The sequence below is a fragment of the Rhizobium sp. S152 genome, from assembly GCF_030380735.1.
Classification (GTDB): domain Bacteria; phylum Pseudomonadota; class Alphaproteobacteria; order Rhizobiales; family Rhizobiaceae; genus Rhizobium.
In genome coordinates, this window is the sequence record NZ_JAUDRZ010000011.1 from 49567 (window position 1) to 69644 (window position 20078).

At 63.0% G+C, this 20078-nt stretch carries 21 protein-coding genes; 14 read left to right on the forward strand and 7 right to left on the reverse strand.

Annotated elements, in window-relative coordinates:
* Positions 1 to 162 precede the first annotated feature (162 nt).
* From QTL95_RS14930 to QTL95_RS14940, 3 genes are all read left to right on the forward strand, one after another.
* On the forward strand, positions 163 to 909 hold the full coding sequence (locus QTL95_RS14930; RefSeq protein WP_289720746.1) for an electron transfer flavoprotein subunit beta/FixA family protein: 747 nt from the start codon (positions 163 to 165) through the stop codon (positions 907 to 909).
* 23 nt (positions 910 to 932) lie between these two features.
* Entirely contained in the window at positions 933 to 1862 is a 930-nt protein-coding gene (locus QTL95_RS14935) for an electron transfer flavoprotein subunit alpha/FixB family protein (RefSeq protein WP_289720747.1), read from the forward strand.
* 169 nt (positions 1863 to 2031) lie between these two features.
* Positions 2032 to 2910 (forward strand): 3-hydroxybutyryl-CoA dehydrogenase, encoded by an 879-nt coding sequence (locus QTL95_RS14940; RefSeq protein ID WP_289720748.1) that lies wholly within the window; start codon positions 2032 to 2034, stop codon positions 2908 to 2910.
* A gap of 232 nt (positions 2911 to 3142) precedes the next feature.
* Here the strand turns inward: QTL95_RS14940 and tlpA are convergent, their stop codons facing one another.
* Positions 3143 to 3805, reverse strand: a complete 663-nt coding sequence (gene tlpA, locus QTL95_RS14945; protein WP_289720749.1) for a thiol:disulfide interchange protein TlpA — start codon at positions 3803 to 3805, stop codon at positions 3143 to 3145.
* A gap of 42 nt (positions 3806 to 3847) precedes the next feature.
* On the opposite strand from tlpA, the gene argH reads away from it, so the two are divergent.
* The 6 genes from argH to QTL95_RS14975 all read left to right on the forward strand — a co-directional run bounded on the left by argH (position 3848) and on the right by QTL95_RS14975 (position 11049).
* A complete protein-coding gene (gene argH, locus QTL95_RS14950) occupies positions 3848 to 5248 on the forward strand; it encodes an argininosuccinate lyase (RefSeq protein ID WP_289720750.1) in 1401 nt (466 codons plus the stop codon).
* A gap of 287 nt (positions 5249 to 5535) precedes the next feature.
* Entirely contained in the window at positions 5536 to 5730 is a 195-nt protein-coding gene (lptM, locus tag QTL95_RS14955) for an LPS translocon maturation chaperone LptM (RefSeq protein ID WP_037182240.1), read from the forward strand.
* A 12-nt stretch (positions 5731 to 5742) separates the two neighbouring features.
* Entirely contained in the window at positions 5743 to 7011 is a 1269-nt protein-coding gene (gene lysA, locus QTL95_RS14960) for a diaminopimelate decarboxylase (RefSeq protein WP_289720751.1), read from the forward strand.
* Between the two features lie 264 nt (positions 7012 to 7275).
* Positions 7276 to 10002: a TIGR02302 family protein gene (locus QTL95_RS14965; RefSeq protein WP_289720869.1), complete on the forward strand. Its 2727-nt coding sequence runs from the start codon at positions 7276 to 7278 to the stop codon at positions 10000 to 10002.
* Positions 10003 to 10115: 113 nt separating this feature from the next.
* Positions 10116 to 10424 carry a hypothetical protein gene (locus tag QTL95_RS14970; protein WP_289720752.1) on the forward strand — a complete coding sequence of 103 codons (309 nt, stop codon included), beginning with the start codon at positions 10116 to 10118 and terminating at the stop codon, positions 10422 to 10424.
* Positions 10425 to 10596: 172 nt separating this feature from the next.
* Positions 10597 to 11049 carry a hypothetical protein gene (locus tag QTL95_RS14975; RefSeq protein WP_289720753.1) on the forward strand — a complete coding sequence of 151 codons (453 nt, stop codon included), beginning with the start codon at positions 10597 to 10599 and terminating at the stop codon, positions 11047 to 11049.
* A gap of 22 nt (positions 11050 to 11071) precedes the next feature.
* Here QTL95_RS14975 and QTL95_RS14980 read toward each other — a convergent pair whose 3' ends face one another.
* The 3 genes from QTL95_RS14980 to QTL95_RS14990 form a co-directional block, all read right to left on the reverse strand.
* On the reverse strand, positions 11072 to 11431 hold the full coding sequence (locus QTL95_RS14980; protein WP_037182439.1) for a response regulator: 360 nt from the start codon (positions 11429 to 11431) through the stop codon (positions 11072 to 11074).
* Between the two features lie 130 nt (positions 11432 to 11561).
* A complete protein-coding gene (hpt, locus tag QTL95_RS14985; protein ID WP_289720754.1) occupies positions 11562 to 12104 on the reverse strand; it encodes a hypoxanthine phosphoribosyltransferase in 543 nt (180 codons plus the stop codon).
* Positions 12105 to 12168: 64 nt separating this feature from the next.
* Complete coding sequence (locus QTL95_RS14990) at positions 12169 to 12831, reverse strand: hypothetical protein (protein WP_289720755.1); 663 nt, start codon at positions 12829 to 12831, stop codon at positions 12169 to 12171.
* Positions 12832 to 13036: 205 nt separating this feature from the next.
* Here QTL95_RS14990 and ftsE point away from each other — a divergent pair, with 205 nt between their 5' ends.
* The 4 genes from ftsE to QTL95_RS15010 all read left to right on the forward strand — a co-directional run bounded on the left by ftsE (position 13037) and on the right by QTL95_RS15010 (position 16360).
* Positions 13037 to 13696 (forward strand): cell division ATP-binding protein FtsE, encoded by a 660-nt coding sequence (gene ftsE, locus QTL95_RS14995; protein ID WP_289720756.1) that lies wholly within the window; start codon positions 13037 to 13039, stop codon positions 13694 to 13696.
* On the forward strand, positions 13689 to 14696 hold the full coding sequence (locus QTL95_RS15000) for a cell division protein FtsX (RefSeq protein ID WP_289720757.1): 1008 nt from the start codon (positions 13689 to 13691) through the stop codon (positions 14694 to 14696). Before ftsE ends, QTL95_RS15000 begins: the two co-directional genes overlap by 8 nt.
* 74 nt (positions 14697 to 14770) lie before the next feature.
* Positions 14771 to 15481 (forward strand): YdcF family protein, encoded by a 711-nt coding sequence (locus tag QTL95_RS15005; RefSeq protein ID WP_442981298.1) that lies wholly within the window; start codon positions 14771 to 14773, stop codon positions 15479 to 15481.
* 81 nt (positions 15482 to 15562) lie between these two features.
* Positions 15563 to 16360 (forward strand): lysophospholipid acyltransferase family protein, encoded by a 798-nt coding sequence (locus QTL95_RS15010; protein WP_289720759.1) that lies wholly within the window; start codon positions 15563 to 15565, stop codon positions 16358 to 16360.
* Positions 16361 to 16363: 3 nt separating this feature from the next.
* On the opposite strand, the gene QTL95_RS15015 is transcribed toward QTL95_RS15010, so the two are convergent.
* Positions 16364 to 16894: a gamma-glutamylcyclotransferase gene (locus QTL95_RS15015; RefSeq protein ID WP_289720760.1), complete on the reverse strand. Its 531-nt coding sequence runs from the start codon at positions 16892 to 16894 to the stop codon at positions 16364 to 16366.
* Between the two features lie 51 nt (positions 16895 to 16945).
* On the opposite strand from QTL95_RS15015, the gene QTL95_RS15020 reads away from it, so the two are divergent.
* Positions 16946 to 17947 carry a DUF2125 domain-containing protein gene (locus tag QTL95_RS15020; protein WP_289720761.1) on the forward strand — a complete coding sequence of 334 codons (1002 nt, stop codon included), beginning with the start codon at positions 16946 to 16948 and terminating at the stop codon, positions 17945 to 17947.
* A 3-nt stretch (positions 17948 to 17950) separates the two neighbouring features.
* Here the strand turns inward: QTL95_RS15020 and QTL95_RS15025 are convergent, their stop codons facing one another.
* Positions 17951 to 18880, reverse strand: coding sequence for a prephenate/arogenate dehydrogenase family protein (locus tag QTL95_RS15025; protein ID WP_289720762.1), 930 nt, complete (start codon positions 18878 to 18880; stop codon positions 17951 to 17953).
* Entirely contained in the window at positions 18877 to 19986 is a 1110-nt protein-coding gene (gene hisC / locus QTL95_RS15030) for a histidinol-phosphate transaminase (RefSeq protein WP_289720763.1), read from the reverse strand. Before hisC ends, QTL95_RS15025 begins: the two co-directional genes overlap by 4 nt.
* Positions 19987 to 20078: the final 92 nt, after the last annotated feature.

The window sequence follows — 20078 nt, forward strand, 5'->3', positions numbered from 1 at the left end:
TGACGTTCACGTAAACGTAATATATTTCAGGACGCAATGCGCCTGTTTGCGTCATGGAAGCGTTGTGTTTGGAGGAAAAACGCGTATCCATGTCGCCATTCGACAATCGGAGCAGCGCCGAAACGCGCATTTTCTTGGCGAAAGAGTTGAAGGAAGGACCCCATGAAGATTCTCGTCCCCGTGAAGCGGGTGGTTGACTACAACGTGAAGATCCGCGTGAAGCCGGATGGCACGGGTGTCGAGCTTGCGAATGTGAAGATGTCGATGAACCCCTTCGACGAAATCTCCGTGGAAGAAGCGCTGCGGCTGAAGGAAGCCGGCAAGGCTGAGGAAGTGATCGTCGTCTCGATCGGCCCGGCCAAGGCCGAGGAAACGCTGCGCACCGCGCTTGCCATCGGCGCCGACCGCGCCATTCTCGTCGAGACCGACGACCAGGTCGAGCCGCTCGCCGTCGCCAAGATCCTGAAGGGCGTCGTCGATGCCGAACAGCCGGGTCTCGTCATCGTCGGCAAGCAGGCGATCGACGACGATTCGAACCAGACCGGCCAGATGCTGGCGGCACTCCTCGGTACCGCGCAGGCGACCTTCGCCTCGAAGATCGAGATCGGCGACGGCAAGGCGACCGTGACCCGCGAAGTCGACGGCGGCCTGCAGACCATCGAGGTCAAGCTGCCGGCTGTCGTTACGACCGACCTGCGTTTGAACGAGCCGCGCTACGCCTCGCTCCCGAACATCATGAAGGCCAAGAAGAAGCCGCTCGACAAGAAGGCGCCTGCCGATTTCGGCGTTTCCACCGCGCCGAAGCTCAAGGTCCTGAAGACCGAGGAGCCCTCCGGCCGCAAGGCGGGCGTCAAGGTCGCATCGGTCTCAGAGCTCGTCGAAAAGCTCAAGTCCGCTGGCGTCCTCTAAGATCTGGAAAGGGAGATTACACCATGGCCATTCTTCTTCTGGCTGATCACGACAATGCAAGCCTTTCCGACCAGACCGCCAAGACGCTGACGGCCGCAAGCCAGATCGGCGGCGACGTGCATGTTCTGGTAGCCGGCAAGGGCGCCAAGCCCGCAGCCGAAGCCGCCGCAAAGCTGTCGGGCGTCTCCAAGGTCCTGCTCGCTGAAAGCGACGAGCTCGCCAACAATCTGGCCGAGCCGCTGGCCGACCTGATCGTCTCGCTGGCAGCCAGCTACGACACCATCATCTCGGCGGCCACCTCGGTCGGCAAGAACGTGCTGCCGCGCGTTGCAGCCCTTCTCGACGTCGCTCAGGTCTCGGAAATCATTGAGGTCGTCTCTTCTGACACCTTCAAGCGCCCGATCTATGCCGGCAACGCCATTCAGACGGTGCAGTCGACCGACGCCAAGAAGGTCGTCACCGTGCGCACCGCCTCCTTCGCGGCGACCGCCGAAGGCGGTTCGGCTGCCGTCGAGGCGATCCCCGCCGTATCGGATCCCGGCCTTTCGACCTTCGTCAAGGATGCGCTGTCGGCCTCCGACCGTCCGGAGCTGACGTCGGCCAAGATCATCATCTCCGGCGGCCGCGCGCTCGGGTCGGCGGAAAAATTCCAGGAAGTCGTCCTTCCGGTTGCTGACAAGCTCGGTGCCGCAGTGGGTGCGAGCCGTGCGGCGGTCGATGCCGGCTATGCCCCGAACGACTGGCAGGTGGGTCAGACCGGCAAGGTGGTCGCCCCCGATCTCTACATCGCCTGCGGCATTTCAGGTGCCATCCAGCACCTCGCCGGCATGAAGGATTCGAAGGTCATCGTCGCCATCAACAAGGACGAGGAAGCCCCGATCTTCCAGGTCGCCGACTACGGCCTCGTCGCCGATCTCTTCGACGCGCTGCCGGAATTGCAGAAGGCGCTCTGATCGCCCCAAACAGTCTTCTTTCGCACGTGCGCTCTCTTCTTTTCGCACGTGCGAATGACTGGAAAATTATCTTTTTAGGCGCTACTACTGCTGCCGGGCAATGTCTTGCCCGGCAGTTTTGTAAGTCATGATGCGGCAGCGCTGCAGCGATTGCCGAAGGGGGTAGGAGATGAGCGCCTTGAAGACGATCGGTATTATCGGTGCGGGCCAGATGGGCTGCGGCATTGCGCAAGTCTCGGCCGACGCCGGCTACAAGGTTCATATCTACGATCTCACGCAGGACCGCATCGAGCGCGGCCTCGCCACAATCAACGGCAACCTCGCCCGCCATGTCACCAGCGGCAAGTCCACCGACGAGGAGCGCGCCGCGACGCTGGCGCTGATCTCGGGTTCCGCCGACATCAACGACCTTGCGGCTTCCGATCTCGTCATCGAGGCGGCGACCGAGGACGAGAGCGTCAAGCGCAAGATTTACGCCCAGGTCTGTCCAATCCTGAAGCCCGAGGCCATTCTCGCCACCAACACCTCGTCGCTGTCGATCACCCGACTGGCGTCGGCCACCGACCGCCCGGAACGCTTCATGGGCATCCACTTCATGAACCCGGTCCCCGTGATGAAGCTGGTGGAGCTTGTGCGCGGCATCGCGACCGAGGAAGGCACCTTCAGCCGCGCCAAGGAATTCGTGGCTTCGCTCGAAAAGACGGTGACCGTCGCCGAGGATTTCCCCGCCTTCATCGTCAACCGCATCCTGCTGCCGATGATCAACGAGGCGATCTACACGCTTTACGAAGGCGTCGGCACCGTCGATGCCATCGACACAGCCATGAAACTCGGCGCCAACCACCCGATGGGCCCGCTGCAGCTCGCCGACTTCATCGGATTGGACACCTGCCTGTCGATCATGCAGGTGCTCCACGACGGCCTCGCCGACAGCAAGTACCGCCCGTGCCCGCTGCTGGTCAAATACGTCGAAGCCGGCTGGCTTGGACGCAAGTCGGGGCGTGGGTTTTATGACTACCGCGGCGACGTTCCGGTTCCGACGCGGTAATTTTTGCTCCGAGCGAGCAGCCCCCTCATCCGCCTGCGGGCACCTTCTCCCCGTTGGGGAGAAGAGACTTGTGGCGGGCCGCTCGCCTAACCATCAGCGAAGTTTTCTATCCAAAGGCTTGAGAAGCGCAAAACGCCGCGCCCAGCCCCTTCTCCCCAGCGGGGAAAAGTGCCGGAGCGTAGCGAGGCGATGAGGGGGCCACCGGCGCAAACGTCGCGGCCACCCCCACAAACTAAATCCCCACAGCCCCCTTGATCAGCGCCTTGGCATCCTCGCTATCCCAGGCCGCCGGCCCGTTCATCGCCGAGATCAGGCACCCCTTGTCGTCGATCAGCAACGTCACCGGCAAGCCGAACGCCAGCCCCTGCTTCTTCAGACCGTTGAACACCGCGATCGTGTCGTCGCGGTAGAGCTTCAGCGCATCGACGCCCGTCTCCGCAAGAAACGTCTTCGGCTTCTCGTCGTCGCCGGTGTCGATGTTGACCGGCACCACCTGGAACCTGTCGCTGCCAAGCTCCTTCTCCAGCGCGTTCAACGCCGGCATTTCCTCGCGGCAGGGCACGCACCAGGTGGCCCAGAGGTTGAACAGCACCGTCTTGCCGGCGAAATTCTCGAGCGTGACGGGCTTGCCGTCGGCGTCCTTGAAGGCGATCGACGTCATCCGCTGCGGCTGGTCGGTGGCGACCATGGCGGCGACTTCTCCTTTGAGGAGCGGCTTGATGCGGGTCGCGATGTCCTTGCTGGCCTTGCATTCGCCCGCCGCCATATCGGCGGCGCCATTGCCAGACCCTGTTTCCTTGATGTAAACCGCTGCCGCACCGGCAATGATGCCTGCGACGACCGCGATCCCGATCAGTTTCAGGGATGGCAGGCGCAAGGGCGTTCTTGTTGTCATTTCATTCTCCCGGACACGCGTTCTTCAAGGCAGGCATCTTTCATGGCCGACAGCACGGACACCAAATCCTCCAACCAGATGTGGGGCGGACGTTTCGCTTCCGGCCCAGATGCGATCATGGAGGAGATAAATGCCTCGATCGGTTTCGACAAGAAGCTGTTTGCGCAGGATATTCGCGGATCGATCGCCCACGCCACCATGCTCGCCCACCAGGGCATCATTTCAACCGATGATAAGGACAAGATCGTTGAAGGGCTAAACACGATCCTGTCAGAGATCGAAAGCGGCAATTTCGAATTCTCCCGCAAGCTCGAGGACATTCACATGAATGTCGAGGCTCGCCTTGCGACCCTGATCGGCCCTGCCGCCGGCCGCCTGCACACGGCCCGCTCGCGCAACGATCAGGTGGCGCTCGATTTCCGCCTGTGGGTCAAGGAAGAGCTTGAGAAGACCGAGCAGCTGCTGACCAGCCTGATCGCAGCCTTCCTCGACCGCGCCGAAGAGCATGCCGATACCGTGATGCCCGGCTTCACGCACCTGCAGACCGCCCAGCCCGTCACCTTCGGCCATCACTGCATGGCCTATGTCGAGATGTTCGGCCGCGACCGCCAGCGCGTGCGCCACGCCATCGAGCACTTGGACGAGAGCCCGATCGGCTCCGCGGCGCTTGCCGGCACCGGCTATCCGATCGACCGCCACATGACCGCCAAGGCGCTCGGCTTCCGCGAGCCGACCCGCAATTCGATCGACACCGTTTCTGACCGCGACTTCGCCATCGAGTTCCTGGCGCTGGCCGCCATCTGCGCCATGCACCTGTCACGTCTGGCAGAAGAGATCGTCATCTGGTCGACGCCGCAGTTCGGCTTCGTGCGCCTGTCGGACGCCTTCTCCACCGGCTCCTCTATCATGCCGCAGAAGAAGAACCCGGATGCCGCCGAACTGGTGCGCGCCAAGACCGGCCGCATCAACGGCTCGCTGATCGCGCTGTTGACGATCATGAAGGGCCTGCCGCTCGCCTATTCCAAGGACATGCAGGAAGACAAGGAACAGGTCTTCGACGCCGCCGAGAGCCTGGAATTGGCCATCGCTGCGATGACCGGCATGGTCCGCGACCTGACGATCAATACCGAGCGCATGAAGGCGGCTGCCGGCTCCGGCTATTCGACGGCGACCGACCTCGCCGATTGGCTGGTGCGCGAGGCGGGCCTGCCCTTCCGCGACGCCCACCATGTGACCGGCCGTGCCGTGGCGCTGGCCGAAAGCAAGGGCTGTGATCTCTCGGACCTGTCGCTCGCCGATTTGCAGGCGATCAATGCCGCGATATCAGACAAGGTCTACGACGTCCTGACCGTCGAGGCCTCGGTCGCCAGCCGCAAGAGCTTCGGCGGCACCGCGCCGTCCGAAGTGCGCAAGCAGATCGCGTACTGGCGCGGGAAGAACTGAGCCCGGCGAGATATTTTGTGTATGCCGACAGGCAGGTTTTTGCAGATATCCAGCAAGCCCTCTCCCCACCCTCTCCACAAGGGGGAGGGCTTAAACCAGTTGCATCGCCTCAGCCCGATCGGAACGAGCGGTTGCCCCGAGTCTTCTCCCCCCTTGTGGGGGAGATGCCCGGCAGGGCAGAGAGGGTCCTGAAACAAGTGCGATCGCTCTCCAACAATCAGGGTGCACAAGCGGAATAAACTTCGCTATGAAGGTGTCCATCCGTGCCGCTTCCCAAGAGGAATTCCATGCAGACCAGCTTGCCGCAGTTCATCCGCCTGACGGTGGTTTTCGCCGTGATCGGCCTTGCCGTTGCCGGATGCGGCCGCAAGGGCGATCTCGATCCGCCGAGCGCGCAGGCAACGAAGGGTGGCGACGCGTCGAAGCCGACGAAACAGCCGGGCACCGTGGACCGCCCCTTCATCCTCGATCCGCTTCTGTAACAGGTTACTCCAGTGAACCATTTCGAGTATCGCGACGGCATCCTCTACGCCGAGAACGTTCCCGTTCCCGAGATCGCCAAGGCCGTCGGCACGCCCTTCTACGTCTATTCCACGGCAACACTCGAGCGCCACTACAAGGTCTTCTCGCAGGCCTTCAGCGATGTCGATAGCATGGTCTGCTACGCCATGAAGGCCAATTCGAACCAGGCCGTATTGAAGACGCTCGGCAACCTCGGCGCCGGCATCGACGTCGTCTCCGAAGGCGAACTACGCCGCGCGCTGGCAGCCGGCATTCCGGCCAATCGCATCATGTTCTCCGGCGTCGGCAAGACTGCGCATGAGATGGACTATGCGCTCGAAGCCGGCATCTACTGCTTCAACGTCGAATCCGAGCCGGAACTCGAGATCCTCAACCAGCGTGCCATCAAGGCCGGCAAGAAGGCTCCCGTCTCCTTCCGCATCAATCCCGATGTCGACGCCCGCACGCACGCCAAGATCTCGACCGGCAAGAAGGAAAACAAGTTCGGCATTTCCTGGGAACGCGCCCGCGCCGTTTACGCCCGTGCCGCCACTCTCGAGGGCATCGAAGCCACCGGCATCGACATGCATATCGGCAGCCAGATCACCGAATTGCAGCCCTTCGACGACGCCTTCAAGCTGTTGCGCGAGCTGGTCAGCACGCTGCGCGCCGACGGCCATGACATCCATCATGTCGATATCGGCGGCGGCCTCGGCATCCCCTACAAGGAAGACAACAACCCGCCGCCGCTGCCCGACGCCTATGCCGCGATCGTCAAGAACCAGTTGCGCGAGCTCAACTGCAAGATCGTCATGGAACCCGGCCGCCTGATCGTCGGCAATGCCGGCATCCTGGTGACCGAAGTGCTCTATGTGAAGGACGGCGGCGAAAAGACCTTCGTCATCGTCGACGGCGCCATGAACGACCTCATCCGCCCGACGCTTTATGAGGCATGGCACGAAATCCGCCCGGTGGTGATCTCGGCCGCCAACGCGCCGCGCATCAAGGCCGATGTCGTCGGCCCGGTCTGTGAGACCGGCGACTATCTGGCGCTCGACCGCGAGATGGCCATGCCGAAATCCGGCGATCTGATCGCCGTCAGCTCCGCCGGTGCCTACGGCGCCGTGCAGGCCGGCACCTATAACAGCCGCCTGCTGGTGCCCGAAGTGCTGGTCAAGGGCAGCGATTTCCACGTCATTCGTCCGCGCCGGACCTATGAAGAGCTGATCGCGCTCGACAGCGTCCCCGCCTGGCTCGCCTGAATATAACAATCACTTTTTGGCGAAGACACGGGAAAAACCGGCATTGACTGGCCCCTGCCCTCGTCTTCGCCACAAAGAATGTTATCTTTCCCGCAGTGCGAATTGCCCCAGCAATCGCCGGAAGCGCCCTCTGCCTAAAGCAATTCCAGGAAAAGTGCGAAGCGGTTTTCCGTCCGGAATTGTTTGAAAACAAACGGATAGAGTTATTCTGCTATTCGAGGGAAAGCGGAATTGCTCTGGAAACACCAGATCGCGGAGACCGGATTGAAGAACAGCTCCAGCAGGGAGAAGAATGGTGCATTTGCGCTGAAGCCGTCCTTGGCGCGGCTGGTTGCGGCAAAGCGCTTTCTCGCGCGGCTGGTGCTTCTGTCGGAACAGGCGCTGCCGCTGCTTCTGCCGGTGCTTTCCGTCGCAGCGCTCTATCTCGCCGCATCTTGGTTCGGCCTGTTCCGCTTCACGCCCGATATCGTTCGTCTGGCACTCCTCGCCCTGTTCGCGGTCGCCGCCATCGCCTCGCTCATCCCCTTCCGCAAACTGCGCTGGCCGGATGCCGCGGCGGCCGACCGGCTGCTCGAGCAGCGCAACGGCCTGCCGCACCAGCCGGTCGCGGTGCAGGAAGACGAACCCGCCTTCGACACCCCATTTGCCCGGGCGCTGTGGCGCGAGCACCAGACGCGCATGGCCGAGAAGATCGCCGCCCTCGACGCCGGCTTTCCGCGCCCCGATATCGCGACGCATGACCGGCTGGCGCTACGCGCCATTCCCGCTTTGCTCGTCGTCACCGCCTTCGCCTATTCGCTGTCGACCAATGGCGGCTCGATCGCCGATGCGCTGCAGCCGCGCCCGGAACCGCAATCGACCGACCCGGCTGTGCGCATAGATGCCTGGATCACTCCGCCCGGCTATACCGGTCGCGCGCCCATCTATCTGACGGCCACCGGCACCGAGCAGGCGCCGATCAAGATCCCGCAGATGTCGAACCTCACGGTGCGGGTGAGCGGCGGCGAGACCGCCGAGAAGGTCGTCTTCCGCAACGCCGACGGCCGCGAGCAGGAGATTGCCGCGGATACCGACGCCAAGGTCAGGCCTGCGACGGGGCAAGCGCAATCCCCGCAAGCCGGAGCGTCCGAGACCGCCGCGTCCGGCACCGCGACACCCGCCGTCGCCGCTGCCAGCACGCACCTGATGAAGATCGAGGAAAGCGGCGCGCTGCAGGTGAACGGCCGCACCTGGACCTTCGACGTCATTCCCGACAAGGCACCGGAGATCGCCTTCAACGGCATGCCGAAGACCACGGTGAACGGCGCGCTTGAAATCGGCTTCACCATCAAGGACGACTACGGCGTCCAGGAAGCCCATGCCGAGATCCTGCCGGTCGAGAGCGATGCGAGTGCTACGCCGCTCTATCCGCTGCCGGATTTCCGCCTCGACGTGCCCCGCCGCAATGCCCGCGACACCAAGGGGCTGACGAGCAAGAACCTGACCGAGCACCCGCTGGCAGGCAAGCGCGTCCGCATCACGCTGGTCGCCAAGGATGCCGCCGGCCAGACCGGCCGCAGCCCGCCGCATGAAATGACCATGCCCGCCCGCCCGTTCAGCGAGCCGCTGGCCGCAGCCGTTGCCGAAGAGCGCCAGACCTTCGCGCTCGATACCCGCAAGATGCCCGAGGCGATCGCCCTCAACGAGGCGCTGACGCTGCGCCCCGAGGAGACGATCCCCAAGCTCACCAACTATCTTCTGCTCGAATCCGCCCGCCAGCGCATGAAGCTCGCAAAGGGCGACGAGGCGCTGAAGGACACCGCCGACTATCTCTGGGACATCGCCATCGGCATGGAGGACGGCGACCTATCGCAGGCCGAGCGCAACCTGCGCAACGCCCAGCAGAACCTCGCCGACGCCCTGCAGCGCAATGCGCCCGACGCCGAGGTCAAGAAGCTCATGGACGAGCTGCGCAAGGCGATGAACGACTACATGAAGGAGCTGGCGCAGCGCATGCAGAATGCGCCGATGCAGCCCAACCAGAACGCCCAGAACATGATCCGCCAGCAGGATCTCGAGCGGATGATGGACCAGATCGAGAACCTCGCCCGCTCCGGCAACCGCGACGCCGCCCAGCAGATGCTGTCGGAACTGCAGCGCATGATGAACAACATGCAGGCAGGCAGACCACAGCGCGGCCAGCAGCAGGGCCAGGACAACAGCCAGATGCGCCAGCAGATGGACAAGCTCGGCGAAATCCTGCGCGACCAGCAGAAGCTGATGGAAGAGACCTTCAAGCTTGACCAGCAGCTGAAGGACCGCATGCAGCGCGGCGATCCGATGGACCCGAATATGGGCATGAACGATCCGCTCCTCGACAACATGCCGATGGACGAGGACGGCAACCCTCAGGATCAGCAGCAGGGCCAGCAACAGCCGGGTGAACAGAAGCAAGGGCAGCAAGGCCAGCAGGGCCAGCAGCCTTCCGACCAGATGACCGAACAGCAGCTGCGCGATGCGCTGAAGCAGCTGCGCGAGCGTCAGGACCAGCTCGGCAAGCAGCTCGGCGAATTGCAGAAGGGCCTCGGCGAGATGGGCGTTAAGCCCGGTCCCGGCTTCGGCCAGGCCCAGCGCGAGATGGAAGGCGCCGGGCGCGAGCTCGGCCAGGGCCGCGGCGAGCCGGCCATCCAGGGCCAGGGCCGCGCGCTGCAGGCGTTGCGCCAAGGCGCCCGCGACATGATGAACCAGATGATGCAGGCCATGCAGGGCCAGCAGGGTCAGGGCCAGGGACAGCAGGGGCAGATGGGCCAGGGCAACCAGAACGGTCGCGACCCGCTAGGACGCCCGCGCCGCGCCGAAGCTCCCGATTTCGGCGACCAGGTGAAGATACCGAACGAGATCGACGTGCAGCGCGCCCGAGAAATCCTCGACGCCATCCGCGAGAAGCTCGGCAACAACCCGCCGCAGGAACTGGAGCGCCGCTATCTCGAACGGCTTCTCGACATCCAGTAACCGCTGCGGGCAAAGCTGAATTCACAACTTCGTGATAATCCAGTGATCGCTTTCCGAGATCCCTATTTTCACTTGAGACGCGAATTGTCGCGCCGTTCAGTGAGGGTATGTCCATGCACACAGGATGGAAGCAGCTTGGCGCCGCCGCTCTCGCGCTCGCCATGATGGCAGGCACGGCAGGTGCCTATGACATCGGCGGTTTCGCCTCGACCAACAGCGGCAGTAAGGGTCTTGCCGCCGGGCAGTACAATTCGTCCTTGCACCGTGGATGGGTAAGCACCGGCACCACCGGCAGCATCTCGCCCGACCGCTCGATGACCCGGCGGCCGCCCGGCTGCCCGCCGCGACCGAAGCCGGGCGCGTTACGCACGCAGGGCGGCAACAGCGGCACGACCATCAATCCGGCCTGCCCATCCTACTGAGCGAGGCGTATAGTCTTGACGTCATGAATTCGCCTTCATACGGGGAATGGTGATCCATGCGCCTTGCCTTGCGGCAAGGCTGCATCATATGACATTTCCCGGCAGCAGGGATTTTCCTGCCCCGCCCGAAGATTCGTAGTTTTCAGGGCAGACGACGAACGATAGCGATTCGATGGCAATTCTTTTCAAGACGGCAATTGGCGAAAACGCAGCATTTGCAATGATCGAGAATGCGCTGTCCGGCGGCGGCGATTACGACGGCTACCTCAACATGGTTGCCGACGAGGGCGAAAGGACGCTCACCTGGGCTCCCGGCATGCACGCCGAGCAGTTCCAGGCCGAAATCACCGAGATCCTGCGAACGACCTGGGACATCGCCCGCTTCTGGGTAATCTATGAGCGCCGCGACGACCGCCAGGATGCCGAGGCCAACGACATCAGAAACGGCGCCTTCAAGCTGACGCGCGGCTATGCCGGCGTTATCGTCGTGACGCTAAGCCTGTTGCACAAGCATGATCACGCCGGCGACATCGAGCTGATCTTCGTCTGTTTCCAGCAGGATTTTCACCGGCGGAACTTCAAGGTCCGCTATGAGGGTAAGTTCATCTCCGATCAGACCCGCTGATCGGAACACGCTTCAGGCCGACTCAGGCAGCCAGCGCACGGGCGACCGCCTTGCGGATATCGGGAAGCGCGAAAGGCTTGGACACCACGTCCACGATCTTCTCCGCGAGATCGTCGGCGCGTTCGCGCTGTTCGGCATAACCGGTCATCAGAAGAATCTTCAGAGCCGGGAAGGCCGATTTGGCCTGGTGCGCCAGCTCGATGCCGTCCATGACGGGCATGCGGATATCCGAAAGCAGCAGGTCGTAGCCGCCGATAGTGAGCTTTTCCAGCCCCTCCGCACCGTCAGCCGCTTCTTCGGTCTCATGACCGTCGAGGCGCAAAGCGCGGGCTACGAAAGAACGCAGGGAATCTTCGTCTTCCGTAATCAGAATTCTTGCCATGATGTGCATTGCTCCGTTTCATGCCCTGCCCCGCAAATCACACGAGTTTCCTTTGCGAGAGGTAAACGGGCGGGGGCAATGAACCGGACGATGGACGGGATGGTTAACAACCCGTCCCATTCGGGGACGCTCAGGCGTCGCCGGTGACGACGCCGACGAAGGGCAGTTCGCGGAAGGCGTAGGCCACATCCATGCCGTAGCCAACGACGAAATAATCAGGGCATTCGAAGCCGACGTAGTCCGCCTCCAGCTTTTCCTTGCGCTTGACGCTCTTGTCGAGCAGCACGGCGATGGTGACGTTGCGGGCGCCGCGTTCGAAGAGAAGTTCCTTGGCGAACTTCAGCGTGCGGCCGGATTCCAGGATGTCGTCGATCAGCAGCACGTCACGGTCCTTCACGTCGCTGTCGATATCCTTGACGATGCGCACGCCCTGCGAAACCGTACCGGTGCCATAGCTCGAAAGCGTGATGAACTCGACCTCGGGCGCAAGGCCCGTGTCGTGCAGCGCGCGGATGAGGTCGGCCGCGAAAATGAACGAGCCCTTGAGGATCGCGATGACAAGCAGGTCCTTCGTCGGACCCTCGGCGATCTGCTTGGCAATCGCATGATTGCGCTCGGAGATCTGCTCGGCGGTGAACAGGGGATCGATGTTTTTTCCGCGCACGACTGGCATGGGAAAGCTTGCTCCATGAAAAAGAAGCAAAGCCGTTAGCACAAAGCGGGCTGGGACGCACCCCTTACGGCATGAAGGAAAGCCGGACTTCCGGCATTTTTCCACCGACGTACTGCACGCGGGTCGAAAAGCCACGGCTCTGCCCGCCGTAAAGCACATCAGACGGCGGCTGGATGACGACGCTCGCCGACAGCTGGTCGCCGACGAAGAGATCGGCGCGCACCGGCCGCAGGAGCTGCGTGGTGTTGCCGGTATTGTCGATGATGCCGTTGATGAGCAGTACCCGCATGCCGTTGGCATCGCGCGGCGTCACGCTCACATGGGTGAAATGCAGCGGCGGCCCGGCAACCGCGGCCTGCGATCCCGACAGCCCGGAAAAGCCGCCGAAAAGGCCGAAGGCGAGGACGCAGAGCGCGATCACGAAGGCGGCGAACGTCTTGGCCGAGGACCGCTGCAGGAATTCCTCGCCCGCCTCGGCAAGCGACAAAAGCGTACCCCCGCCACCCGTCGCGGGTTCTTGAACCGCGAAGGCGGAGGTCCGGCGCCGGTAGTTGTCGTTGACGGTGTTTCCTGAAAATGTCTGGCTGCGCTCGCGGCCGATCACCACGAATTCGGCGTCGGCGATATCATCGGGACGCGCGCGGCGGGGTTGGTGTTTGGCCGGCTCCGGCGGAATGAAATCATAGGCCCGGCCCGGCGCCTGCCGGCTGAAGGATGAGGAACTCATGATGACGGCCTTTTCGGTGTCCACATGGTTTCGCGCCGAACGACAAATCCGGCATTGAAACGAATCCTCTCTACTCGTAAATTTTAATGGTTAACGCTTCGCAAAGATCGCCATCAAAGCGACGCCTTTCCGGCGAAATTTACCCGTTGTTAACGGAGTTGGTTAACAAGTCTTGCGTTGAAACAACAAGAAACTGAGCTGCCCGTTGATCCACTTCGAGAATGTCGGTTTGCGCTATGGCATGGGGCCGGAAATTCTCCGGGACCTGACATTCGACATTCCGAAGAAATCCTTCCAGTTCCTGACCGGCCCTTCCGGCGCCGGCAAGACGACGCTGCTCAGGCTTCTGTTCCTGTCGCTGCAGCCGACGCGCGGGCTGATCCGCATGTTCGGCCGCGACATATCCGACATTCCGCGCGGCGAGCTGCCGCTGCTGCGCCGCCGCGTCGGCATCATCTTCCAGGAATTTCGCCTGCTCGATCACCTGACGACCTACGAGAACGTGGCTCTGCCGCTGCGCGTGCGCGGCAAGGACGAGAGTTCCTACAAGACCGACGTGCTTGAGCTTCTGAAATGGGTCGGCCTCGGCGAGCGCATCAATGTGCTGCCGCCGGTGCTCTCTGGTGGCGAGAAGCAGCGCGCCGCGATCGCCCGCGCGCTGATCGACCGCCCCGAGATCCTGCTTGCCGACGAACCGACCGCCAACGTCGATCCGCCGATGGCCCGCCGTCTCCTTAACCTCTTCCTCGAACTCAACCGCCTGGGAACCGCCGTCGTGATCGCCACCCACGACCTGACGCTGATGGACCAGGTGGAAGCCCGCCGCATGATTCTCTCGGAAGGGCATCTCGAAATCCATGACTGAGCCCACATCCCGCGCACCCAACCCCGCATCGAAGGGCCAGAAACGGCCGGAGATGAAGGTGCGCCCGACGGCGCCGATCCTGCCCTCGGCCAATATTCAGGGCAACGCGCTGACGGTCGTGATCGCCATCATGGCCTTCCTCGCCTGCCTGACGCTCGGCGGTGTCTCCATGGTGCGTTCGACCGCGTCCAGCTGGGAAAGCCAGATTTCCCGCGAGATCACCATCCAGATCAAGCCGGACGACGGCCTGGATATGGACAAGGCGCTGCAGCAGGCCCGCGAGATCGCGCTGACCTTCGTCGGCACCAAGGATGGCCAGATCGTAGACGAGGCCGCCACCGCACGCCTGCTCGAGCCCTGGCTGGGCGCCGGCCTCGATATCAAGGAACTGCCCGTTCCGCGCCTCGTCATCGTCACCATCGACGAAAGCAATCCGCCGGACTTCGAGGCAATGCGCGCGCTCCTGAAGGAAAGCATCCCGCAATCCTCGCTCGACGACCACCGCACCTGGGTCGACCGGCTGGTCTCCATGGCGCACACGACTGTCATGATCGGCACCGGCGTACTGCTGCTGGTCTTCTCGGCGATGGTGCTCACGGTCGTCTTCGCCACCCGCGGCGCGATGTCGGGCAACCGGCATATCGTCGAGGTCCTGCATTTTGTCGGCGCCGAGGGTTCCTTCGTCGCCACCGAGTTCCAGAAGCACTTCCTGAAGATCAGCCTCAAGGGCTCGGCAATCGGCAGCGCGCTGGCCGCGCTCTTCTTCATGAGCGCCGGCTTCCTGCAGAGCCGCACACTGGCGACGCCGCAGACCGACCAGGCGACCGCGCTCTTCGGCACCTTTTCCGTGGGGGCGCTCGGCTATGCCGGGATCTTCGCGACGATGATCGTCATCGCGCTGCTGACCACCTTCACCGCGCGCCTCACCGTCATGCGCACGATCTACGAAATCGACACCCTGCGCTCGGATCCCACCCGCGCCGATGGTCTCACCAATTGAATTGACGACGCAATTTTTGCCATGAAAGCGTCTGTTCCCCGCCGCAATCTGCATATATTTTTCGATTCATGAGCATGGGTCACATGTACCGCAATTCGATTCGTTCGAAGTCGGAGCTTAATCGCACCGGCGGCGAGCCCGCGCGCCGTGGGCCCGTGCGCCGCATGCTGCGCTGGGGCGGTGTGCTTTTCGTTCTCACGACGGCGGTGATCTTCGTCGGCTTCCTGCGCTTCGCCGATTCGGTGACGACGCTGAAACCGCCGGCAGAACCGCATGCCGACGCCATCATCGTGCTCACCGGTGGCTACCAGCGCATAGACCAGGCCGTCGAGCTTCTACAGAAGGGCGCCGGCCAGCGCCTGCTGATCTCCGGCGTCCACCCGTCGACCACGCCACGCCAGATCAGAAAGATGACGCAGGCCTCGCCGGAGCTATTCTCCTGCTGCGTCGACGTCGGCTACGACGCGCTCGACACCATCGGCAACGCCGAGGAAGCGACCAACTGGATTCACGCCAAGGGCTACAAGAGCGTTCTCGTCGTCACCAACAACTACCACATGCCCCGTAGTCTGGCGGAACTCGCCTATGTCGACCCGGACACCCAGTTCATTGCCTATCCCGTCGTCAATACCGACCTGAAGAACAGTGACTGGTTTGCCAATCCGGATGCCATGCGGGTGATGCTGGCCGAATATGCCAAGGTGCTCTTCGCCGGCGCCCGCAACATCACCGGCCTTTGGCGCCATCCGGGCCTGCGTTCGGCGGAGCCGGACACAGATAGCTGAGCCGATAGCTTTTTATGTCGGGCGATTTCGTGTAGGAGGGCGCAGCCGCTGATCCTGCGGAAACCGGCCTTGGGAAAGTTCATGATCGCCCTGCGTTCCGTCCTCTTCAACACGATCTTCTACGCCAATCTCATTCTGCGGATGATCGTGCTATCGCCCTACTACTTCCTCGTCTCGCGCAAGCGCGCCTACAGCATCCCGAAGAACTGGGCGCTCTCGAACCATTGGCTGATGGAAAAGATCGTCGGCACCACCTTCGAGATCGAGGGATTGGAGAACCTGCCAGAGGGCGGCTATATCCTGGCGCCCAAGCACCAGTCCTTCTGGGACACCTACGCGCTGCTGCCGTGGCTGAAGGACCCGGTCTATATCCTGAAGCGCGAGCTGATGTGGATCCCGCTGTTCGGCTGGTACGCGAAAAAGCAGCGAATGATCCCTATCAACCGCGGCGCCCGCGGCAAGGTCATGGTCGAGGCGCTACGCCGCACCAAGGAAGAGCTCGCCACCGGCCGCCAGTTGATCATCTATCCCGAAGGCACCCGCCGTCCACCGGGCGCCGAGCCGGTCTACAAATACGGCATCGCCCGCATGTACCGCGACCTGCAGCTGCCGGTCGTACCCGTCGCCATGCATCCCGGCCTGTTCTGGCCGCGCCATACGACGATGCGCTACCCCGGCCATTTCAAGGTCAGGATCCTGCCGCCGATCATGCCGGGCATGGATCCCGACGCCTTCTTCGCGCATCTGATCGAGGTGACGGAAAAGGCAAGCGACGAGCTCCTCGTCGACGCCGCGCAAAGAAATCCCGAGCTTCCCCTGCCGCCCACCGCCGTCGAGCGGCTGGCCGAGATCGACAGAAAAAAGGCGGTCACGGCCTGATCATCAGGCCGCCCGCAGCCGCTCCACCTCGCCCACGACCTGCTCCAGCCAGTGATCGCGGATGCCCATGCTCTTCAGGTGCTCCAGCGTGTTGAAGACATAGGCGTCGTTCGGCCCCGACTGCCCGCTGGCGCTGTGAACCACCCGCGCCGCGGCAACCGCATCCAGCGCCCCGGCATACTGTGTGTGGCGGCGGTCGACGATATAGGCGACCGCCCGGCGGCTGCGGCCATCCGCCAGCCGCAATGGAACATGTCGCTCCAGATAGACGTTGGTGACAAGTTCGCGGGCCCGAAGATACTCGATCACACCGCCCCATTCGTCATGCGCGATGCGGAACGCCATGCCCCGGCAGGAACCGCCGTGGTCGAGCCCCAGCACCAGCCCCGGATGCTCTTGCGTTCCCCTGTGGACCCATGAGCGAACGCAGAGCGAGCGTCGGTAGCCGTGAATAAGCGCCTGAGAACGCTCCAGAAACGCAAAGCCCGGGTTCCACATCAGGGATCCATAGCCAAATACCCAAAATTCGTCCATATCCCACGCCAGACCGAGAATCCCATTCGCGACTCACCATTGGAGAACAACATGGCAGCGTCAAGCCAATCCCGCAGCGGCAGGAAATTCTGGTTGCTGGGCGGCGGCATCGTTCTGGTGATCGCGCTTTACACCGGCGCCTGGTTCTACGCCGCCTCGCAGCTGAAGAACACCGTGCTGCGGGCGATCGCCCCGCGCGATACGGCCGGTGTCAGTAGCGAGTGCACGGATATGGACGTGCGCGGCTTTCCCTTCCGCATCGGGCTGTTCTGCTCGAAGGTGGATGTCGACGACAACGTCAACGGCGTTTCAGCGAGCTTCGGCGCCCTGCGCTCGGCCGCCCAGGTCTATGCGCCTGGCCACATCGTCTGGGAACTCGATTCGCCCACCGAGATCCGCACCGCGCACGGCCTGTCGATCAATGCCGAATGGGAAAAGCTGCAGTCGAGCCTGGTCACCAAGTTTCGCGGCATCGATCGCTCCTCCACCGTCATCGACGGTCTGAAGGCGGTCGCCGTTTCCTCGCAGACCGGCCAGACGATCGATTTCAACGCCGCCCATACCGAGATCCACCTGCGCCAGAACGGCGCCGATCTCGACGGTGCGATCTCGCTCACGGATTCCGACACCTCGATCAAGGATTGGCCGCAACTGCTGCCGAAGCTCTCGGCCAGCATCGACGTGACGCTTGCCGGCAAGGCTGGTCTGGTCGATGGCAGCGACCGCCGAGGGCTCTATGGCTCCAGCGGCGAGCTGCGCAAGGTCGTGGCCGATATCGGTGACGGCAAGGTGATGACGCTGACAGGCCCGTTCACCTTTGACGAGGAGGGTTATCTCTCAGGAAAATTCAAGCTGGAGATCCAGGAACTCGGCCAATGGCGCAACAGCATCAAGCAGACGTTCCCTGACATGGCGAAGACCGTCGACACCGCCGCGAAGCTCCTGAAGGCGCTTGCCGGCGGCGGCGATACGGTCTCGGTCGACCTCGTCGTCGCACGCGGCAACGCCACCGTCGGCGGCTTCATCCCGCTCGGCTCGATCCCGCCGATCTGATTGTCAGGGCTTCTTCTCGAGCGTGTGCGGCCGGCCGAAGTCGGGGGCATCGACGTCCTGGCCTGCCTCGATGATCGAACGGCGGATGGCGCGGGTGCGGGTGAAGAGATCGAAAATCTTGTCGCCCTCGCCCCAGCGGATCGCCCGCTGCAGGTAGGCGAGGTCCTCGGAAAACCGCGCCAGCATCTCCAGGATCGCATCCTTGTTGTGCAGGCAGACGTCACGCCACATCGTCGGGTCGGAGGCCGCCAGACGCGTGAAGTCGCGGAAGCCTGATGCTGAATATTTGATAACTTCGGACTGCGTGACCGTTCCGAGATCATCCGCCGTGCCGACGATGTTGTAGGCAATCAGGTGCGGCAGGTGCGAGACGATCGCCAACACCTTGTCGTGATGCTCCGGGTCCATTACGTCGATCTTCGAGCCCAGCGTTTCCCAGAAACGGCTGAGCGTCCTCAGCGCCGTCTCGTCCGTATCGGCAAGCGGCGTGAAGATGCACCAGCGCCCTTCGAACAGGCCGGGGAAACCGGCATCCGGGCCGGATTTTTCCGTACCCGCCAGCGGGTGGCCTGGAATGAAGTGGACGTTATCGGGCATGTGCGGCTGCATCTGGGCGATGACCGACGCCTTGGTCGAGCCGACATCGGTGACGATCGCGCCCGGCTTCAGGCTGCCGGCAATCTCCCTGGCAACCGCCTCCGACGCGCCGACCGGCACCGAGACGATGACGAGGTCCGCATCCTTGACCGCTTCGGCCGAAGACGTCGTGTAGCGATCGCCGAGCTCAAGCTCTTCCGCCCGCGTCAGCGTCTCGGCGCTGCGGGTGGCGATGACCACCTCTTTCGCCAGCCCCAGCCGCTTGATGTCATGCGCCAGCGACGAGCCGATCAGGCCGATGCCGATAAGCGCGATGCGATCGAACTGGACCGTCATGGTTTCCGCCCCATGAATTCACCGAGCGCCTCGATGACGCCGCGGTTCGCTTCTTCCGGACCGATGCTCATGCGCAGCGAATTGGCAAAGCCGTAGCCCTTGACCGCGCGCAGGATATAGCCGCGGCTGGTGAGGAATTCGTCGGCATCGGCGGCGCGCTTGCCGTCGACATCGGGGAAATGCATCAGCACGAAGTTAGCCACCGAAGGCGTCACCTCGATGCCGAAGCCTTCCAGAGCACCTGTCAGCTTTTCGATCCACATCTGGTTGAAGGCGACGGCTTCCTGCAGGAAGGCCTGGTCGCGAATGGCGGCCGCACCTGCGGAGATCGCCGCGGAATTCATGTTGAACGGGCCGCGGACGCGGTTGAGCGCATCGATGATCTCGGCCGGCGCATACATCCAGCCGACGCGCAACGCGGCAAGGCCGTAGACCTTCGAGAAGGTGCGGGTCATCACCACGTTCGCATTGGAAGACACGATCTCGATGCCCGCCTCGTAGTCGTTGCGACGAACATATTCGGCATAGGCCGCGTCGAGCACCAGCACGACATCCTTGGGCAGCGCCGCCTGCAGCCGGCGGATCTCGCTGACCGGCACGTAGGTCCCGGTCGGATTGCCGGGATTGGCGATGAATACCATCTTCGTGTTCTCGGTCACGGCCGCCAGGATCGCGTCGACGTCGACGGTGCGGTTCTTCTCCTTCACCGTCACAGGCGTGGCGCCAGCGCCCATGATCTGGATCTTGTAGACGAGGAAGCCATGCTCGGTGATGATGGCTTCGTCGCCAGGCGCGAGGTAGACGTGGCAGAGCAGGCCGAGCAGCTCGTCCGAACCGTTGCCGCAGAGGATATTGGCCGCATTCAGCCCGTGCACCGAGGCGATCGCCTCGCGCAGCTCGACGGCCTGGCCGTCGGGATAGCGCTCGAGATTGTCGGCGGCGGCGCGGAAGGCCTCGATCGCCTTCGGGCTGGCGCCCAGCGGATTTTCGTTGGAGGAGAGCTTGTAGACCCTGGCCACGCCGGGGGCATGTTCCTTGCCCGGCACATAGGCTGCGATATCCAGAATACCGGGACGCGGAACGGGCTTGCTCTTCTCTACGCTCATGGGATCGACCTTGGAAAAACGCCGGGAAATCCGGCCAAAAATTGCCCTGAGGCAATAGAACGGAAAGGCGATCTTGTCGAGAGCGAGCTTGG

Excerpts from the sequence above, each read along its gene's own strand:
- QTL95_RS14930 (WP_289720746.1), top strand. The coding sequence starts at position 163 with ATGAAGATTCTCGTCCCCGTGAAGCGGGTGGTTGACTACAACGTGAAG.
- QTL95_RS14935 (WP_289720747.1), top strand. The coding sequence starts at position 933 with ATGGCCATTCTTCTTCTGGCTGATCACGACAATGCAAGCCTTTCCGAC.
- QTL95_RS14940 (WP_289720748.1), top strand. The coding sequence starts at position 2,032 with ATGAGCGCCTTGAAGACGATCGGTATTATCGGTGCGGGCCAGATGGGC.
- tlpA (WP_289720749.1), bottom strand. The coding sequence starts at position 3,805 with ATGACAACAAGAACGCCCTTGCGCCTGCCATCCCTGAAACTGATCGGG.
- argH (WP_289720750.1), top strand. The coding sequence starts at position 3,848 with ATGGCCGACAGCACGGACACCAAATCCTCCAACCAGATGTGGGGCGGA.
- lptM (WP_037182240.1), top strand. The coding sequence starts at position 5,536 with ATGCAGACCAGCTTGCCGCAGTTCATCCGCCTGACGGTGGTTTTCGCC.
- QTL95_RS14970 (WP_289720752.1), top strand. The coding sequence starts at position 10,116 with ATGCACACAGGATGGAAGCAGCTTGGCGCCGCCGCTCTCGCGCTCGCC.
- QTL95_RS14975 (WP_289720753.1), top strand. The coding sequence starts at position 10,597 with ATGGCAATTCTTTTCAAGACGGCAATTGGCGAAAACGCAGCATTTGCA.
- QTL95_RS14980 (WP_037182439.1), bottom strand. The coding sequence starts at position 11,431 with ATGGCAAGAATTCTGATTACGGAAGACGAAGATTCCCTGCGTTCTTTC.
- hpt (WP_289720754.1), bottom strand. The coding sequence starts at position 12,104 with ATGCCAGTCGTGCGCGGAAAAAACATCGATCCCCTGTTCACCGCCGAG.
- QTL95_RS14990 (WP_289720755.1), bottom strand. The coding sequence starts at position 12,831 with ATGAGTTCCTCATCCTTCAGCCGGCAGGCGCCGGGCCGGGCCTATGAT.
- QTL95_RS15000 (WP_289720757.1), top strand. The coding sequence starts at position 13,689 with ATGACTGAGCCCACATCCCGCGCACCCAACCCCGCATCGAAGGGCCAG.
- QTL95_RS15005 (WP_442981298.1), top strand. The coding sequence starts at position 14,771 with ATGGGTCACATGTACCGCAATTCGATTCGTTCGAAGTCGGAGCTTAAT.
- QTL95_RS15010 (WP_289720759.1), top strand. The coding sequence starts at position 15,563 with ATGATCGCCCTGCGTTCCGTCCTCTTCAACACGATCTTCTACGCCAAT.
- QTL95_RS15015 (WP_289720760.1), bottom strand. The coding sequence starts at position 16,894 with ATGGACGAATTTTGGGTATTTGGCTATGGATCCCTGATGTGGAACCCG.
- QTL95_RS15020 (WP_289720761.1), top strand. The coding sequence starts at position 16,946 with ATGGCAGCGTCAAGCCAATCCCGCAGCGGCAGGAAATTCTGGTTGCTG.
- QTL95_RS15025 (WP_289720762.1), bottom strand. The coding sequence starts at position 18,880 with ATGACGGTCCAGTTCGATCGCATCGCGCTTATCGGCATCGGCCTGATC.
- hisC (WP_289720763.1), bottom strand. The coding sequence starts at position 19,986 with ATGAGCGTAGAGAAGAGCAAGCCCGTTCCGCGTCCCGGTATTCTGGAT.